Source organism: Crocinitomix algicola (assembly GCF_001661595.2).
GTDB classification, from domain to species: domain Bacteria; phylum Bacteroidota; class Bacteroidia; order Flavobacteriales_D; family Crocinitomicaceae; genus Crocinitomix; species Crocinitomix algicola.
On the sequence record NZ_LYPF02000007.1, the window covers coordinates 72,295 to 89,384 of the forward strand.

Here is a 17,090-nt window from a genome sequence, read left to right on the forward strand (position 1 = left end):
TTTTCTACATTCAATGCATTTCGTAAATTTGCAGGGTAAATAATCTTGTCGCTCTGTGTTAGTATACAGAGAGGAAAGTCCGGGCAACAAAGAGTATCATACTTCTTAACGGGAAGGATTTCGGTTAACGAAATACAGATAGTGCCACAGAAAATAAACTACCTCGTTTTACGGGGAAAAGGTGAAAAGGTGGGGTAAGAGCTCACCGCTCTCAAAGTGATTTGATGAGGCAAGGTAAACCTTATGAGTTGAAACATCATGTAAACCAAGGCTTGAAGCTTACTCGGCTAATCTTGGAGGGTAGATGGATTGAGTCTCAAAGTGATTTGAGATCTAGATAAATGACAAGAATTTGGTTCGCTGAATACAGAACCCGGCTTATACATTTACAATTTTAAAAAGGTACTTTATTCGTAAAGTGCCTTTTTGTTGTTTTAAGGTTTTATACGCGAAGCTGTTTTATTCAAGTCCAAAGCCTTATCTTTGCAATTTAAATTTTGATTTTGTGAAAAAGGAAACGGCTCAGGATAAGAAAATTAAAGAATTGCTAAATGATTTAACCTCAAGTCAGGTGGAATATCAAGTTAAGGCGGTAAAAGGATTAAAACAACATGGTAACGAATCAGTTATTGTACCATTATTAGATGCATTATTGGTTTCAGATTCGGATGAATTAAATGCCGAAATAATTGATTTGTTAAATACGACTAAATCTACGAAGGTGCCCAATGAAGTAGCGAAAGCTTTAATGGACAATAAATATTTCCCTTTGAGGCATACTTTATTAACGACCATTTGGAATTCAGGATTGGATTATAAACCGTATTTGCGAGAAATTGTTACGGTTGGTACTGAAGGAGAAATGATGGAGGCGCTGGAATGTATCACCATAATTGAAAATTTGGAAGGAGAATTAACAGAGGATCAGTTATTCGAGCCATTATTGGTGTTAACAGAGTATATTGGTAAAAACCGGAAAGTGACTGGTCCAAAAATGGACATGATTAAAGAAATTACCGTTCTTTTACAAGAAATGAATAACCGATTATAGTTTAGGAATGGCGAAAAATAAGTTAAAACGATTTGCCGATATGCAGACCATGGACCGCGTCATTCAGCCAGAAATGGAGTCGGTTAAACGGGATAATTTTTTCCTAAAAGGTAAATGGGGTAAAGATTTTTTTAAAAATGATAATCCAATTGTTTTAGAACTGGGTTGCGGTAAAGGAGAATATTCGGTAGGTTTAGGTAAGCATTATCCCAACAAGAATTTTATCGGTGTAGATATAAAAGGTGCAAGAATTTGGGAAGGTGCAAACCAAGTGCGAGAAGAAGGGATGTTAAATGTTGGGTTTCTTCGAACAAGAATTGATTTTATAACCACTTTTTTTGACACCAATGAAATCGATGAAATTTGGTTGACTTTTTCTGACCCTCAACCGAAAAAGCCCAATAAACGATTAAGTGCAAAAATCTTTATTGATCGGTATCGTAAATTTTTAAAAACAAATGGTATAATTCATTTGAAAACGGATAGTGACTTACTATTCGAGTCTACATTGGACGAAGTGGAAAAACATAATTATGAGCTTTTAGAGCACACATGGGATTTGTATGGAGAAATGATTGAAGATTTGGATCCATCAACGCAGGAAATTTTATCCATCCGCACGCATTATGAGAACTTGTTTTCGGCAAAAGGATTTAAAATTAAATATTGTAAGTTCAAAGTGTAAATGATTGTTTTCAATAATTTCGGGCAACGCTTTTATTTGGCGAGCGTTTCTTAAGTAAGGAAATTGGGCAAAATTTGAAAATTCAAAAATTTAATAGCGAGAACAAATTATCTTCCATTCGCATGTCTTGTGCAGATGAAGCTGTTTCAGAGGTGAAAAACTTGTTTTTTACAGATCAGCTTATTGAGGAAAATATCCTGCTTGACATCTATACACCAAATTCAGATGGTGTCCAACAAATCGATTTAAAGCGACTGAATATTGATCGCGTTTTTTCAAAAAAACAGATAGCAAGTAAATTCCTATTCAAAAGAGTTCGTTTGGTTGATTCAGTTAAATATCAAGAAGACTATGCGATTAAAACAATTCTTGAAATAAAAAATGAACAAAAACGGCTCGGAAAAAATTTTAAGAATTATTACACATTAATTCCGTCTAGAAGTTTCATAAAAAGAAAAAAAGAGCCGCTTCTATTTGCTCAGGTAGATGAACATATTTTTTATTTAATTAATAGTTATTTACTGGAGGAGTTAGAGGATAAACCTTTCAGTTTTAATGCAATTTACAATTGGCTAATCAAGAAGATTTCTATCAAAACGTATACGAAGTAGTAAAGTTAATTCCATTTGGAAGAGTAACATCCTATGGTGCTATTGCAAATTATTTAGGTGCCAAACGGTCCAGTCGTGTTGTAGGATGGGCGCTAAATTCTTCGCATAAAAATAGTATTGCTATACCGGCTCATCGCGTTGTTAATCGCCTAGGCCTTTTATCTGGGAAACATCATTTTCAAACACCAAATCTAATGGAAGAACGATTACTGTCGGAAGGTCATGTGATTGTAAATGATCAAATTCAAAATTTTGATGCCGTGTTCTGGGATCCTGCCTCAGCGCTTTCACTTTAAGTGAATTATACGTCAACTGAAAAATTACACTATCTTTGCGCCAAGTTTTGGTTTTCGTTTCGGCGAAATTAAAAGGGAATCAAGTGCTGTCCTTTGACAAATTCTTGAACTGTTCCCGCAGCTGTAAGCTTCAAAACTTTTGAGTAATACCACTGTCTTTTTTTGATGGGAAGGTTCAAAAGCAAGGAGTAAGTCAGAAGACCTGCCAGAATTTATAAACAGCACAGTATGTGCAAGCTTTCGGGATAAAAGCAAAGTTTAGGAGGTCTGTTCTAGACCCCTTACACCTTGTTGGTATTCCTTTTTATTAATTCGCTCTAATGATTTAACACGAGCACAAAATTTAAAAGGATGAAAAAAACATTACTTTTTGGAATTTCATTATTCCTTACCGTATTGGGGAAAGCCCAATTCACACAAAACGACTTGCTTTATTATGTTGGCGAAGGTCCTGATACAGCAGTTCTGGTTATTGATTTTTTAGATGAAACAGATCCTTATGCATGGGGGTATTTGTTTGATGCAACAGAATCGGTAACTGCAGAAGCAATGTTGGCAGATATTTCTGATGATGAGGCTTTTTTGACAGTTGAACTTGCAGGAGGTTTTTTAAATAATATCTACTATAACCAGAAAGAAGGCATTGCTGGAGATCCTAATTATTGGGGCACGTGGAGTAAAGATGAAGAAGGTGCCTGGTATACAAATGGCGGTGTAAGTGAAGTACTTGAAAATGGAGAATGGTTTGGTTGTTCTTATACCGACTTTGATCCGGCATTGGAACCTAATAATCCAATTGCGGCGTACGCTTCAAAATGGTTTAGTAAAGATGAAATCGTATATACGGTTGGAGAAGGAGATGATACTGCTATTTTTGTAATTGATTTTGTGACAGCTGGTTATAGTGAAGCAGTTTCTTATGCTTGGGCTTATGCTTTTGATGGCGTAACCACTGGAGGAGAAATTTTAGCTGACTTAGCTGCTGATGACATCAACCTTGATGTTGATGCGGGCGCTTTTCTAAACGATATTATTTATAATCAATTAGAAGGAATAGGTGGAGATCCTCATTATTGGGGAACTTGGAGTGGGACCAATTTGTCTGATTGGGAAATGAATGCAGGTTTATCAACTGAAGTAAATGACGGTGATTGGTTTGGTTGTTCTTATGCAGAATGGGCTCCACGTAGACCATGGACACCGATACCTTCCATTTCTGCTGATACTTTAATTGCTTCTGATCTTGACTTTGTAATTGGTGAAGGTGAAAATCAAGTGGTAATTGTTATCGACTTTAATGAGCGTGTAGCAGGTGGTTCTTACGCTTATGGATATAATTTTGATACAGAAACAATCTTGGCGAGTGAAGTACTTGAGGCGCTACACGAAGCTGATTATGGTTTGTCCATTGACCTGACAGGTGGATTTTTAAATAGTATTTCAAGCAGTGCTTATGGTGAAGAAGGTATTGGAGGCTCTCCATATTATTGGAGCACATGGAATGCTACAAATGCCGGTGGTTGGTACTTAAATTCAGGAATAGGAGAAGAGTTGTCAGATGACGACTGGTTTGGTTGCTCATACACATCTTGGTCTCCGGCAACACCACCAAGTGTTCCTGTGCCAGGTTTATATTTATTAAGTGTCGAACAGGAGGATGAAATAATAGGAGCTTATCCAAATCCAACAGCTGGAACGCTAACTGTACCGGCGAATGATTATGATTATCTAAATGTCTATGATGCTCAGGGAAGAGTGGTTTTTTCAACTCAAGAAACTACAAATAATGTAATAATCGATTTAAATGAGTTTGAAAATGGTGTTTATATCCTAGAGGCAACAATTGGAAATCAAACTTCTCGAGAAAAAATTATTTTAAATAAATAAGTTGAATCATTTCGAATGAACAAGTGTATTTATACCATTTTCATTTTATGCTTGCCGTTCGGAACAAAGTTAATGGGGCAGGATACAACGAGACAGTTGGATCCTGTTCCCGTTTTTGCAAAAAATGATTCAATTACAAGATTGACCAATATTCAGGCAAGTATCCCACATTATATCTTAAATGAAGAAAAAATAGATGCCTTGGGTGCCCTTGATGCTGGAGATGCTTTAAAAGTAGTGCCAGGTGCATTAGTGAAAGATTATGGCGGAATAGGTGGGATTAAAACAATTGCTTACCGCGGATTGGGGGCTGGACACACAAATGTTCAAGTAGATGGGCAACAAATACCTAATCTCCAAAGTGGTGTGGTTAATCTTTCTAATTTTGAACTCTTTGGGGTTGAACAGGTTGACTTTTCTACTGGGCAAACAATGAGTGATCAGGCAGTAGCTTCGTCCTTTGTTCAGGCAAATTCCATTGCTATTCAATCTGTTTTAAATAGTACTCCCAATAAAAGGCGTCTCGGTATTTATTTTAATTCAAACACAATTCGTGCTTTCGAAAAAGGGCTATATTATCAGGAAAAATTAGGGAGAAATTTTTTTATAGGTGGTCAAGGAATGATGCGTTTCGGTGAAGGGACTTATTATTTTAAACACCCCGAAATAAAAAAAGATACGTTATTAAAAAGAGAGAATACGGCCTTAAAGGATTATCGAATTCGTGGAGTCTTTGGTTATGAAACCAAGCTGATGAAAATATTGGTTGGTGGATATTATCGTAATAGTGAACAAGAGTTGCCAGGAGCAGCTGTATTGTTTAATCCTTCTAACGATCAAAACTTATGGAATGTTGATTGGCGCACAAATACCGAAATCAATGTAAGAAAGGGAAAATGGGCAGGAAAAGTACATGGGAACTATCAATCAAATTATACTCGCTATTATGATCCTTTTTACTTAAATCTAGATGGATTTATTGATGCGCGGTATCAACAAGAAAATGCAACTACTGGCCTATTGTTGTCTAGAAGGTTTCGATTTCCCAATGAACGAATTTTTGTAGCAACCGATTTTACGAACGCTAAACTTTTTGGAAATGGGATTACCAATTCACCAAAACGTTTGCAGATGGTAAATGTGATTGGAGGTTCGACTTTGTTTAATAAACTCAAGTTAGACGGTAATCTTACACAACAGATAATAAGGGATGATTTTTTAGTTGACGATCAACTGGAGGAAAGATCCTTTTTACGATTTTCGCCTTTTGTTTCTTTGGCCTACAGGCCGTTTTCGAAGCAAAGATTAAGGTTAAGAATGTTTTATAAAAATACATTCCGCATGCCAACTTTTAATGATCTTTATTACAATTTTATAGGGAACATAGATTTAAAACCGGAGGACGCCCAGTTGTTTAATATTGGGATTACTTATTCAAAAGCGTTCAATAATTGGGGTGTTGAATCGAGTATAGACGGTTATTTTAACGCGGTGAAAAATAAGATTGTTGCCATTCCTACAAAGGATTTGTTTAATTGGAGTATGCAAAATATTGGAGCTGCTGAAATTAAAGGAATTGATTTGAATATGCTGGTGTATTATGAATCGAATAACTGGAAGTTAAACATCTCAACAAATCATAATTTTAATTCTTCCGTTGATATAACTAACGAAAATTCGATAACCTATTTAGATCAAATTCCTTACACTCCTTTCTATACATCATCTTCCAGTACATCAGTCGATTATAAATCGTATAGTTTAAGTGTAAATGTTTTATACACTGGATATCGGTATTCCTTGAATGAAAATATTTATGCCAATTATCTTGAGCCGTTTACTGCAATGAATATTGGTGTTGCTAAAGGATTTACTTTTGAAAAATCCAAGCTGAAAGCCAGTCTAAGGGTCATGAATCTTTTTAATGTCAACTACCAAGTTGTAAGAAGTTTTCCAATGCCGGGAAGATATTGGCAATTTAAAATCCATTACAAATTAAATCAATGAAAAAATTAATTATCATTCTAATAACTATTGGATTGGCTGCGTGTAAAAAAGATAAACCAATCGAACCTGTTGCACTTGGCACTTATGAAAAGGGTATTCTTGTTTTAAACGAAGGGCTTTTTGAACAAAATAATTCGTCTTTAACATTTTATGATTATAATGCGTCTTTTCAGCAAGTTTTTAAAGTTGAAAATGACCGAGGATTAGGGGATACTGCAAACGATTTTAAAGGAGTTGCGTTTGGTAATAAAAATTATATCATCATTGCGGTTGATGTTTCTAGTCAAATTGAAATCATTGATCGATTTACTTTAAAGTCTGTTAAGCAAATTCCACAATTTGAAGGTATAAATGCAAGGGAGCCGAGACGTGTTGTTTTTGCAGCGAATAAGGCTTTTATATGCAATTTTGACGGAACTGTTGTAGTTGTTAACATGGCATCTCTAAATCAAGAAGCGCTGATAGAGGTTGGAGCTAATCCAGATGGTATGGTCGTTGTCGATGATCGTTTATATGTATCCAATTCTGGAGGTTTAAATTATCCGGTGTATGATTCAACCATTACAGTTATAGATATTCACAATAATCTTGTTCTTGAGACTTTTGAAACACGCATAAATTCATCTCAAATGGTGGTTGATCAAGAGGATGATATTTACCTTACTTCAACAGGGAATTATGATGATGTTGCTCCCGCATTTTTAAGAATTAACACCGAATTGAATGAAGTAGAGGCAGTAATGGATAAAAAAGTGTCATCTATGCAAATGGTGGGAGATTGGCTTTATTTTTATAATGGGGAATCGAAGGCAATAGAACGTTACCATACCATTACAGAAACCTTCGAGAATAATCCAATAATTGATGTGAGTGGGTATGAAACATTTTATGGTATGGAAATAAATCCCGTTAATCAAGAGATTGTATGTCTAGACGCAAACGGTTATGTTGTTTCATCTACAGTGAGAGTTTATGATTTCGGCGGAAATTTTTTATATGAATTTAATGGTGGTTTAAATGCTACCGGTGTACTCTTTAATAATTAATTATGAGAATTATAATAACAAGTTTTGTATTAATGTCAACCTTTCAATTGTATAGTCAATTTGCTCCGCCAGTTGGTGAAGAGGGGTCTACGGCTATAAGTAAAGATTCTTCTGCAATTATTGCTTGGGCAACTGAGGTAATCACTTTTGAAAGAGGGTTAGAGGATATCACCAACCCTGAAGGACCATTGGCGAGTTTTGGAGAAGCAGAGGCAGCCTTGTTCGAAGCTGAAGGGACGAGTGTTAATGTTGTAAGCCTTGGAGATGCAGGGCGCATTACACTGGGTTTTGATTATAGTATTAAAAATCAAGAGGGTCCTGATTTTGCCGTTTTTGAAAATAGCTTTTCGGATGATTACCTTGAATTTGCACATGTTGAAGTAAGTTCTGATGGTGAAAGATTTGTTCGCCTGCCATCGATTTGTAATATTAATTCGGAAGAGCAGTTAGGAACCTATGAAACATGTGACGGGAGTTTGGTGCATAATTTAGCAGGTAAATACCGACAAGGATTTGGTACCCCTTTCGATTTAGAGGATATAAAAGACTCAATTGGGATAGATATTATGGATGTGGGTTTTGTCAGAATAGTGGATGTTGTAGGAAGTATTAATCCTGATTATGGTAGTTTTGACAGTGAAGGGAATATTATTAATGATCCTTTTAAAACTGATTTTGAGAGTGGAGGATTTGATTTAGATGCAGTTGGGGTAATTCATAATAATGATCCTTCAGTAAGCATCAAAGAAGAAGTAGCTATTACAGCATCATTTTACCCTAATCCATCGAATGGTGTTATTTATATGAAATCGAAAAATGTGGAAAAGGTAGTAGTCCTTAATTTAGAAGGAAAGGAAGTGTTTAGGGCGAATAATGCGGATGTTATTCAACTTCCAAATAATCTAAATAACGGAATCTATATCGTTTGTTTCGAATTCACTACCGGTCAATTAAAGCAAGAAAAATTACATTTAAATCGATAGTGTTAAAACCAATAAATCATAACCAAAATGACGGTTTTATCGGATGTTGTCAAAAATTAAACTTGAGGTCACGCTCATTCATGATGTCGAATGATATTTTGAACTGCGCGTTTTTCGGTTGATCTATTTTTGGTAATTCAAATTGATTGTTGGCAACACTAAAAACCATGTAAGCTCCTAGCCTTAATCTCCTTCGTGCGAATTTAAAAATTCGTTCTGCACCAAAAAACAGTTCGGTATAAAAATAATCATTATGTTCAGGTAGGTAAATAAAGCCCCCTCCAAGAATAGCTTTTATACCTGTACGTTTCATGAATGGTATTTTATTTATGAGAGCACCGTTGAAATGATGAATATAATGTGCTTCTATGTAAAATTTTTGCGTTTCATAAGAAGAATCTAAATTTTGAAAGGAGTACAGCGGTTGACTGAAAAGGTACCGGAAGATTGCATCCTGATCCGATTGTCTAAAAAATTTACGATCAATGTGTAAAATACTATCTTGATTTACATAGGTTCCTGTTCGAATGCGGTAATTCGATTCTCCAATCGTTCCTATTTGTAAACGCTGTTCGATACCCAAACTTATATAATCAAAATCTACGATTGATTCAAAAGGACCATCCCAACCTTTCTCCCAATAAAAGGTAAAGGTGGGCCATCTACTGCCAAGTATTACTTTTCGATAAGGTTCGGACATGTATTTTTGGGCAGGGGTATAGGATAAAGAAATATTTGTTCGAAATGCTGTATAAGGGTTAAATTGAATGGGAGGAACATTATCTAATTCTTCATCTAACCACGTTACAAACTTATAATCTAATGAAAAAGGTGAACGGTACTCTAAACGCGCTCCAGTAGCTAAAAATAAACCGTTAACTATCTCAAATCGATGCCAAATCCCACCTTGCGTATTTTGATAAATATTATTTCGTGTAAGTAATTTAAACCAAGCGTCATAAGAGTTGATAAAAGAAGCTCCTTTGTTGAACCAGACAGAATAAGTGGCAAACTTTTTAGGGTTGTAGCGATGATAAATTCTACTGCTGCCTCTAAAATCTGCGTTATTAAATCCAATTGTTATATCCCCATCCACATCAACCCATTGCTCGTTTTTCCATTTTTTAAAATAACTTAACCCAGGCCCAAATCGAATTCCACCAATCGCAAATGGTTCAACTACATCAACCACCGAAGACAAGTACCATTGTTCTTTCTTTTTACGATCCCGATGTTCTATGCCAAACCAAAGCACTTTTAGGGCGGTGATTTTATTGAATTCCGCATCAACAGAATCTAAATAGCTCTCAGAAGTATAAATGGCTTTTAGGCTGTCTTGAACAAATTTTTTTCTTTGCTCTTCTTTTGTTAAAGGGATGGGTCTAATTTTCCCCCAATAAGTGGTGTCTCGCTCATAGGCTTCTTTTGTTGTTATTCCTACCTCATTTGAGAAATACTTTGGAGGGAAGTTTGGATTTATTTTATAATCTGAATAAACAACTTGTGTTATGCCTTCGACTGTTTCTTTGCCATACTTGGTTTTATATTCAAACAATTGCTTTTTCATGAGCCATAATGAATCATTTTTCTCAAATTCTTGAACAATTCTAAAGTCATCATATTTTTTAAGGTTACCCTTATGCATTGCGACATCAACTTTAACTAATACCCATTCGTTTTTCAAAATATAAAGTTTACCCTTCATGGTCGATGTTCCTACACTTCTTGGTGAAATTTCAACCGTGTACACCGTATCGTTATCTTCGTTAGTGTTAATTTCTGTCAATTTGTATTTGTAAGATAGAATTCCCGCAGGGTGCAGTGGTGATACTATCGGCGTAAGGTGCAAATCATCTTTGCGAATGAGGCTCTCATAGAAATTAAAATCACCAGATGTAGTGCTTTGAAAATAAATTTGATCAGGTCGACCGACCTTATCGTAACCTGTTCTAATCTCCTTAATTTTATTGGGTTGTTGGAAATGTTTGGTCAGATTGATCTCTACAATATTCAAACGGTCATCACCTTCGATTTTTTTTCGTATTTCTTCTTTTTGTTCTTCGAATATATCTGAAGGCTCTGTATCTTCTGCTTGCTTCTTTTCCTTTTCTTTTCTGTCAAAAGTTTCAACTCCTTTTATGTAAATTTCGCAACTGTATCCATCAAATTGTTGAAGCATTTTATCTTTGTGCTGTATTACATTTTGAGCGATTTGCCAACCCACATTTTTCTTTTTATCCTTAATTTCTATTGTATTTAGCTCATTATTTGATTGTTTGAGAAAAACATTTTGAACCGTTGGCTCAAATTGATTATCTACAGTGACTTGAACGGTTAAATCATCAAAGCCAACACAACGGTAAATAACCTCATATGTGCCTATTTCACAAGCGAAAGAGTATAATCCGTCATGGTTAGTTATGGAACCAACATTGGTGAAATTTTTGGCGTAAACTTTAACGTATGGAATCGGTTGATTATTCTCATCCATAACATAACCAGTAATACTTTGCGAAAAAGCAATGGCCTGCACAAAAAATGTAACTAGATATGTCCAAAATTTGGTTTGCATTTATAGGGTAACTGGTCTCTTGTAGTAAGACAAAAATAGAAGATAAAGGTTACATTTAGAACGTTTTATTTGTTAATGACTAAAATTGACTTCATCTATACAATTACTTTCTACTAAAAAGTAACAGAAAATATCGACACTTTTATAAAAGATTTTTGATGAGGAAATGAATTGAATGGGCAGGATATTTCTACTTTCTGCTTTTTTGAGGAGGAAAGAGTTTTATTTCATGCTAATTAATATTAACTTTGTGCTCTTTTAAAAAAAATTAAAAATCTTTATGAAGTTATCTGCTTTCAATTTTGAACTCCCGGAAGAATTAATTGCAAAACATCCTAATCAAAATAGAGACGAATCTCGTTTGATGGTGTTAGATCGTGAAAAAAGAACAATCGAACATAAGCTTTTTAAAGATGTGTTAGATTATTTTGACGAAGGCGATGTGTTGATTATGAACAACACAAAAGTATTTCCTGCTCGTTTATATGGGAATAAAGAAAAGACTGGAGCTCGAATTGAAGTTTTCTTATTAAGAGAATTAAACAGAGAGAGTTTGTTGTGGGATGTTCTAGTTGATCCTGCTCGTAAAATTAGAATAGGGAATAAGCTTTATTTTACAGAAGATGATTCATTGGTTGCTGAGGTAATTGATAATACAACTTCTCGTGGTAGAACAATTCGATTTTTATTCGATGGTTCTTATGAAGAATTTAAAGCAAAGATTACCGAATTAGGCGAAACTCCAATTCCTCCTTATATAAAAAGTTTAAGAGACGTTGTTCCTGAAGATGAGGAAAGATACCAAACAATCTACGCTAAGAAAGAAGGTGCAGTTGCGGCTCCAACGGCAGGTTTACACTTTAGTAGAGAGTTATTGAAGCGTTTTGAAATCAAAGGAATCGATTTTGCTGAATTAACCTTACACGTAGGTCTAGGTACTTTCAGATCTGTGGATGTTGAGGATTTGACGAAACACAAAATGGATTCGGAGCAAGCTGAGATTACGCAAGAGGTAGCCGATATGGTGAATAAGGCTAAAAAGAACAAAAAACGTGTTTGTGCAGTTGGTACTACCAGTATGCGCGCTATCGAGTCGAGCGTATCTACGGACGGATTGCTTAAACCATTTAATGGGTGGACGAATAAATTTATTTTCCCTCCATATGATTTTTCAATTGCTAATGCGATGATTACTAACTTTCATACGCCGCAATCGACATTGCTTATGATGGTAGCAGCATTTTCTGATCTTGATTTTGTAAAAGAAGCATACGAAGAAGCCGTTAAAGAGAAGTATAAATTTTACTCGTACGGAGACGCAATGTTGATTATTTAAATACGATATTCTTTATATTTAAACCGTCTTGAATTTTCAAGGCGGTTTTTTTTTAGTGAATAACGAATATGGAACAAACCGTAATTATTACAGCTGGGGGAATTGGTAAGCGGATGGGCTATGATATTCCAAAACAATTTATTCCGATAAATGGACGTCCAATATTAATGCACACCATTAAAAAGTTTTATCAGTTTAATGAAAAAATTCAAATTATTGTAGTGTTGCCAAAGGATCAGATAGCGATTTGGGAAAACCTATGCCAAGAGTATGAATTCGACCTTAAACATGAGGTGGCCGCAGGAGGAAAAGAACGTTTTCATTCGGTTAAAAGTGGATTAAATTTAGCTAAAGGAGATCTTATAGCTGTGCATGATGCTGTAAGGCCTTTTGTAAGTTCTTCAGTAATAAATACTTGCTTTGAGTCCGCAAAAAAAGATGGAGCAGCTATTCCTGTTGTGCCCGTTACGGAATCTTTGCGACAACTAGTAGAGGATGATGTTTCTTTAGCTCTTGACCGTTCGAAATTCCGGTTAGTTCAGACCCCTCAATGTTTTAAACGTTCGGTTTTATTCTCGGCTTATGAAACGCCTTATAAATCGCAATTTACGGATGATGCAAGCGTAGTAGAGGCGAGTAATTATAAAGTACAGCTGATAGAAGGGAATCCTGAAAACATAAAAATTACACGTCCTATGGATTTAAAGTTGGCCGAATTATTTTTAAATGCAAATGAATAAAGCGTATTATTTTAAAAGTCCAAATTGCGTTGTTTGTGAATCCCTTTTGCCTAAAATCGAAGCGCATATTAAGTCTCAATACCCTTTATTAGAATGGGAAGTTATTGAGGTTGATAGGTATCCTGATACGGCTGCTCAATTTCATGTTTTTACCGCTCCTACTCTGCTGGTATTTTTTGAGGGGAAGGAATATTTTCGTTGGGTACGTAATTTTTCAGTAGGTGAAATTGATCATCGTTTAAAACGAGTTTATGATTTGATGTTTGATTAAATTTGTATCTTTTGCTTCATGATTAGCTTAAGAAATATTCTCTTTTTTATTGGGGTTCTTAACTTGAATATTTCTTTTTGTCAGTTTACTTATGGTTTCGGTCTTGAAAACTCATTTCTAAAGGTAAATGGTGAATATCATCCATGGGTAAGTGTATACAATGAAAATGAAACAGTTGACCTATATCGGTTGCGTAATCAAATTGGAGTAAGTAGTCAGGGGTTTTCATTGCGAAATTTTGGTGGGCAATTTTTAAATACGAAAGATTTTTCATTTGGATATTCCTTAGAACTGGGTTATCATTTTTTTAAATCACAAAGTCAATTTGTTTATATTGGTAGTTCTACTTCAGATCGTGATTCAATTGTTAATTTGTACGATGATTTTAAGTTTCATACCCGCTATCATAATGTTTATGTTCGTAATTTTCTTGACGCGCATTGGAATTTATCGGAAACTATAAAATGGAGTAATTCTATTGGAGTGGGGCTGCATGCGTTAGTGAAGTATCACGCCGTAAATTATGGGTACGATGGATCTGTTTTTAATACCAATCATCCAATTATAAAACTCATTTATCAAACACAAATCACGGAGCAATACGAGGACTTTTCAATAAGTTATTTCGCAAATATTGATTTGTATTCATTCGCAATCTTTACCAAAAATTATAATTATTCCATCCCCGATTTTCGTATCGGTTACAATAAAATTCATTTCAATTCGATAGGATTAAGATTTATACCGCACTTCAATAAATCGGATGATCAAAGGATTATTTATTAGAAGTTTTGATCCCAACGCTTTTAAATCTAGATACTTTTTACAATTTCTGAGAATTTTTAGCGATTCCAAGAATAATTCCTTGCAAATGTATAAATTTGTTATCCTAATTACTTCTAAATAAAATCTATCAGATTTAATAAAAATCATAAAATGGCACAAAAAGAATCAAAAATAATTTATACCATCACAGATGAAGCGCCAGCATTGGCTACTCAATCATTTTTACCAATAGTTGAAGCGTTTACAAGTTCTGCAGGGGTAGCAGTTGAAACAAGAGATATTTCATTGTCTGGTCGTATCTTAGCTGCATTTCCAGATTATTTAACTGATGAACAAAAAGTGTCTGATGACTTGGCAGAATTGGGTGATTTAGCGAAAAAGCCTGAAGCCAATATTATAAAACTACCAAATATTAGTGCCTCAATTCCTCAATTACAAGAAGCAATTGAAGAATTGCAAAAGCAAGGTTATGCAATACCATCTTACCCAGAAGATCCAGCGAATGAAAAAGAAGTAGAGATCAAGGCACGTTACAATAAAATCAAAGGAAGTGCTGTTAACCCTGTTTTAAGAGAGGGGAATTCGGACAGAAGAGCACCAAAAGCGGTTAAAAATTACGCCAAAGCGAATCCTCATAAAATGGGTGAGTGGCGAGCAGATTCTAAATCGCATGTGGCTAGCATGTCCAAAGGAGATTTTTATGGAAGTGAAAAATCGGTGACGCTTGACAAAGCGACGGATGTAAAAATTACGTTTGTCGGTGCTGACGGTACATCAAAAGTATTAAAAGAGAAGACTTCTTTATTGGATGGCGAAATTATTGATGCTTCAGTAATGAGTGCGAGTGAATTAAAGTCATTTTTAAAAGAACAAACAGCCGAGGCAAAAAATCAGGACGTTTTAATGTCAATACACATGAAAGCGACAATGATGAAAGTCTCAGATCCAATCATTTTTGGTCATGCAGTAAAAGCTTATTTCGAGCCGTTGTTTACGAAATACGGTGAATTGTTTGAAGAGCTAGGAATTGATCCAAATAATGGTTTCGGAGATGTTGAAGCTAAAATTGGCAATTTGCCAGCGGATAAACAAGCTGAGATAAAAGCGGAAATAAAATCATGTTTAGTAAATGGTCCTGAATTAGCAATGGTTGATTCTGATAAGGGGATAACTAATTTACATGTGCCTTCTGACGTTATTATAGATGCTTCAATGCCTGCAGCAATACGTAGTTCAGGTCAAATGTGGGGACCGGATGGTAAGTTGAAAGATATGAAGGCGATTATTCCAGACCGATCATACTCAGGCGTGTATAGCGCAACAATTGATTTTTGTAAAGAGAATGGTGCTTTTGATGTAACAACAATGGGTACAGTTCCAAATGTCGGGTTAATGGCCCAAAAAGCCGAAGAATATGGTTCTCACGATAAAACTTTTCAAATTGAAAGTAAAGGAAAAGTTCAAGTGACAGATGCTAATGGAACTGTATTAATTGAGCATGACGTAGCGGAAGGTGATATTTGGAGAATGTGCCAAGTAAAGGATTTACCAATTCAAGATTGGGTTAAATTGGCTGTTTCTCGTTCAAGAGCAACAAATACACCTGCGGTTTTTTGGTTGGATGAAAATAGAGCGCATGATAGAGAGGTTATCGCAAAAGTGAAAAAATATTTGCCAAATCACGATACCGAAGGATTGGAAATTTTGATTAAAAGTCCAGTTGAGGCTACTAAATATACTTTAGAGCGAATTAAGGCGGGGAAAGACACAATTTCAGTTACGGGTAATGTTTTAAGGGATTATTTAACTGATTTATTTCCAATTTTGGAACTCGGAACGAGTGCTAAAATGTTATCTATTGTACCTTTAATGAATGGTGGAGGATTATTTGAAACGGGTGCTGGTGGGTCAGCTCCAAAACATGTTGATCAGTTTATGACAGAGGGTCATTTACGCTGGGATTCATTAGGCGAATTCTTAGCATTAGCCGTTTCTTTAGATCATCTTGGGGAATCTTACAATAATAACCGCGCTAAGATTTTAGGTGATGCTCTGGATAAAGCCACGGGAGAATTCCTATTGAAAGATAAATCACCTTCTCGAAAAGTTGGGGAACTAGACAATAGAGGATCCCACTTTTATTTGGCAATGTTCTGGGCTAAAGCTTTAGCAGAGCAAAATGAGGATACTGAATTGAGAGAGAAGTTTTCAGCGGTTTATAAGCTTATGTCTGCAAATGAAAACTTAATTGTGGATGAATTAAATAATGCACAAGGCGATACAATGGAAATAGGAGGTTATTATAAGCCAAATGCCGAAGCAATTGCAAAAGCTATGCGGCCTTCTAAAACGCTAAACGGTATAATTGATTCAATTTAACGCAATTTAAAATAATGATATCAAGCTCGATTCTTAGTGAATCGGGCTTTTTTTAGTTAAGAATTAACCATGTGTTGCGCAACTTGTGGGAAACAATTGTAAAGGGCTGTTTTTAGCTCTTCATTCATATCCTTTACCTCCCAAATGGATTCTTTCATCAGTTTTAACCATTCCTCTTTTGCTTCTTGCGTAATTTTGTGGGGCATATGTCTCATTCGCATTCTTGGATGCCCATATTTGTTGTTGTATCGTGGAGGTCCCCCAAGAAACTGTGTTAAAAATCGATATTGTTTATCGATAATTTCATTTGCGTTTGTTTGATTAAAAAGTGGTCCAATGATTTCACTTTTAAATACGCGAGCATAAAAAGCCTGAAGTATTTTTAAAAGCCGCTCATCGCCTACTAATTCGTATAAAGTTTTTGTTTCTTCCATGTTAAG

At 35.3% G+C, this 17,090-nt stretch carries 15 protein-coding genes, 1 other RNA gene and 1 riboswitch; of the genes, 14 read left to right on the plus strand and 2 right to left on the minus strand.

The features are described 5' to 3' along the window. Positions 1–32: 32 nt before the first annotated feature. The 9 genes from rnpB to A8143_RS04635 all read left to right on the plus strand — a co-directional run bounded on the left by rnpB (position 33) and on the right by A8143_RS04635 (position 8,566). Positions 33–397: RNase P RNA component class A (gene rnpB, locus A8143_RS04595), an RNA gene on the plus strand. 108 nt (positions 398–505) lie between these two features. Continuing rightward, entirely contained in the window at positions 506–1,051 is a 546-nt protein-coding gene (locus A8143_RS04600) for a hypothetical protein (protein WP_070137551.1), read from the plus strand. 7 nt (positions 1,052–1,058) lie between these two features. Then, complete coding sequence (trmB, locus tag A8143_RS04605) at positions 1,059–1,736, plus strand: tRNA (guanosine(46)-N7)-methyltransferase TrmB (protein WP_070137553.1); 678 nt, start codon at positions 1,059–1,061, stop codon at positions 1,734–1,736. A 74-nt stretch (positions 1,737–1,810) separates the two neighbouring features. Beyond that, a complete protein-coding gene (locus tag A8143_RS04610) occupies positions 1,811–2,347 on the plus strand; it encodes a hypothetical protein (protein ID WP_070137555.1) in 537 nt (178 codons plus the stop codon). Further along, entirely contained in the window at positions 2,305–2,643 is a 339-nt protein-coding gene (locus A8143_RS04615) for an MGMT family protein (RefSeq protein WP_070137557.1), read from the plus strand. Before A8143_RS04610 ends, A8143_RS04615 begins: the two co-directional genes overlap by 43 nt. Before the next feature lie 31 nt (positions 2,644–2,674). Then, positions 2,675–2,867, plus strand: a riboswitch (cobalamin riboswitch). A gap of 127 nt (positions 2,868–2,994) precedes the next feature. Further along, positions 2,995–4,530, plus strand: a complete 1,536-nt coding sequence (locus A8143_RS04620; RefSeq protein WP_070137559.1) for a T9SS type A sorting domain-containing protein — start codon at positions 2,995–2,997, stop codon at positions 4,528–4,530. A 15-nt stretch (positions 4,531–4,545) separates the two neighbouring features. Then, on the plus strand, positions 4,546–6,537 hold the full coding sequence (locus A8143_RS04625; RefSeq protein WP_083261219.1) for a TonB-dependent receptor plug domain-containing protein: 1,992 nt from the start codon (positions 4,546–4,548) through the stop codon (positions 6,535–6,537). Then, positions 6,534–7,583, plus strand: coding sequence for a YncE family protein (locus A8143_RS04630; protein ID WP_070137563.1), 1,050 nt, complete (start codon positions 6,534–6,536; stop codon positions 7,581–7,583). The genes A8143_RS04625 and A8143_RS04630 overlap by 4 nt, the downstream gene beginning before the upstream one ends. Before the next feature lie 2 nt (positions 7,584–7,585). Beyond that, positions 7,586–8,566: a T9SS type A sorting domain-containing protein gene (locus A8143_RS04635; protein ID WP_070137565.1), complete on the plus strand. Its 981-nt coding sequence runs from the start codon at positions 7,586–7,588 to the stop codon at positions 8,564–8,566. Between the two features lie 49 nt (positions 8,567–8,615). On the opposite strand, the gene A8143_RS04640 is transcribed toward A8143_RS04635, so the two are convergent. After that, positions 8,616–11,138, minus strand: coding sequence for a DUF5686 family protein (locus A8143_RS04640; RefSeq protein ID WP_070137568.1), 2,523 nt, complete (start codon positions 11,136–11,138; stop codon positions 8,616–8,618). Between the two features lie 280 nt (positions 11,139–11,418). Here A8143_RS04640 and queA point away from each other — a divergent pair, with 280 nt between their 5' ends. The 5 genes from queA to A8143_RS04665 all read left to right on the plus strand — a co-directional run bounded on the left by queA (position 11,419) and on the right by A8143_RS04665 (position 16,650). Continuing rightward, the gene (gene queA, locus A8143_RS04645; RefSeq protein WP_070137570.1) at positions 11,419–12,474 is read left to right on the plus strand and encodes a tRNA preQ1(34) S-adenosylmethionine ribosyltransferase-isomerase QueA; all 1,056 of its coding nucleotides are present in this window, start codon (positions 11,419–11,421) and stop codon (positions 12,472–12,474) included. Between the two features lie 68 nt (positions 12,475–12,542). Further along, positions 12,543–13,214: a 2-C-methyl-D-erythritol 4-phosphate cytidylyltransferase gene (locus A8143_RS04650; RefSeq protein WP_070137572.1), complete on the plus strand. Its 672-nt coding sequence runs from the start codon at positions 12,543–12,545 to the stop codon at positions 13,212–13,214. Beyond that, positions 13,207–13,485, plus strand: coding sequence for a thioredoxin family protein (locus A8143_RS04655; protein WP_070137825.1), 279 nt, complete (start codon positions 13,207–13,209; stop codon positions 13,483–13,485). Before A8143_RS04650 ends, A8143_RS04655 begins: the two co-directional genes overlap by 8 nt. A gap of 18 nt (positions 13,486–13,503) precedes the next feature. Further along, positions 13,504–14,271: a hypothetical protein gene (locus A8143_RS04660; protein ID WP_070137574.1), complete on the plus strand. Its 768-nt coding sequence runs from the start codon at positions 13,504–13,506 to the stop codon at positions 14,269–14,271. Positions 14,272–14,421: 150 nt separating this feature from the next. Next, positions 14,422–16,650: an NADP-dependent isocitrate dehydrogenase gene (locus A8143_RS04665; RefSeq protein ID WP_070137576.1), complete on the plus strand. Its 2,229-nt coding sequence runs from the start codon at positions 14,422–14,424 to the stop codon at positions 16,648–16,650. Between the two features lie 56 nt (positions 16,651–16,706). Here A8143_RS04665 and A8143_RS04670 read toward each other — a convergent pair whose 3' ends face one another. Further along, positions 16,707–17,084, minus strand: coding sequence for a globin domain-containing protein (locus tag A8143_RS04670; RefSeq protein ID WP_070137578.1), 378 nt, complete (start codon positions 17,082–17,084; stop codon positions 16,707–16,709). Positions 17,085–17,090 lie beyond the last annotated feature (6 nt).

What these genes read in the sequence shown, in the direction of transcription:
- trmB (WP_070137553.1), top strand. Translation starts at nt 1,059, where the DNA reads ATGGCGAAAAATAAGTTAAAACGATTTGCCGATATGCAGACCATGGAC.
- A8143_RS04620 (WP_070137559.1), top strand. Translation starts at nt 2,995, where the DNA reads ATGAAAAAAACATTACTTTTTGGAATTTCATTATTCCTTACCGTATTG.
- A8143_RS04625 (WP_083261219.1), top strand. Translation starts at nt 4,546, where the DNA reads ATGAACAAGTGTATTTATACCATTTTCATTTTATGCTTGCCGTTCGGA.
- A8143_RS04630 (WP_070137563.1), top strand. Translation starts at nt 6,534, where the DNA reads ATGAAAAAATTAATTATCATTCTAATAACTATTGGATTGGCTGCGTGT.
- A8143_RS04635 (WP_070137565.1), top strand. Translation starts at nt 7,586, where the DNA reads ATGAGAATTATAATAACAAGTTTTGTATTAATGTCAACCTTTCAATTG.
- A8143_RS04640 (WP_070137568.1), bottom strand. Translation starts at nt 11,138, where the DNA reads ATGCAAACCAAATTTTGGACATATCTAGTTACATTTTTTGTGCAGGCC.
- queA (WP_070137570.1), top strand. Translation starts at nt 11,419, where the DNA reads ATGAAGTTATCTGCTTTCAATTTTGAACTCCCGGAAGAATTAATTGCA.
- A8143_RS04650 (WP_070137572.1), top strand. Translation starts at nt 12,543, where the DNA reads ATGGAACAAACCGTAATTATTACAGCTGGGGGAATTGGTAAGCGGATG.
- A8143_RS04655 (WP_070137825.1), top strand. Translation starts at nt 13,207, where the DNA reads ATGAATAAAGCGTATTATTTTAAAAGTCCAAATTGCGTTGTTTGTGAA.
- A8143_RS04660 (WP_070137574.1), top strand. Translation starts at nt 13,504, where the DNA reads ATGATTAGCTTAAGAAATATTCTCTTTTTTATTGGGGTTCTTAACTTG.
- A8143_RS04665 (WP_070137576.1), top strand. Translation starts at nt 14,422, where the DNA reads ATGGCACAAAAAGAATCAAAAATAATTTATACCATCACAGATGAAGCG.
- A8143_RS04670 (WP_070137578.1), bottom strand. Translation starts at nt 17,084, where the DNA reads ATGGAAGAAACAAAAACTTTATACGAATTAGTAGGCGATGAGCGGCTT.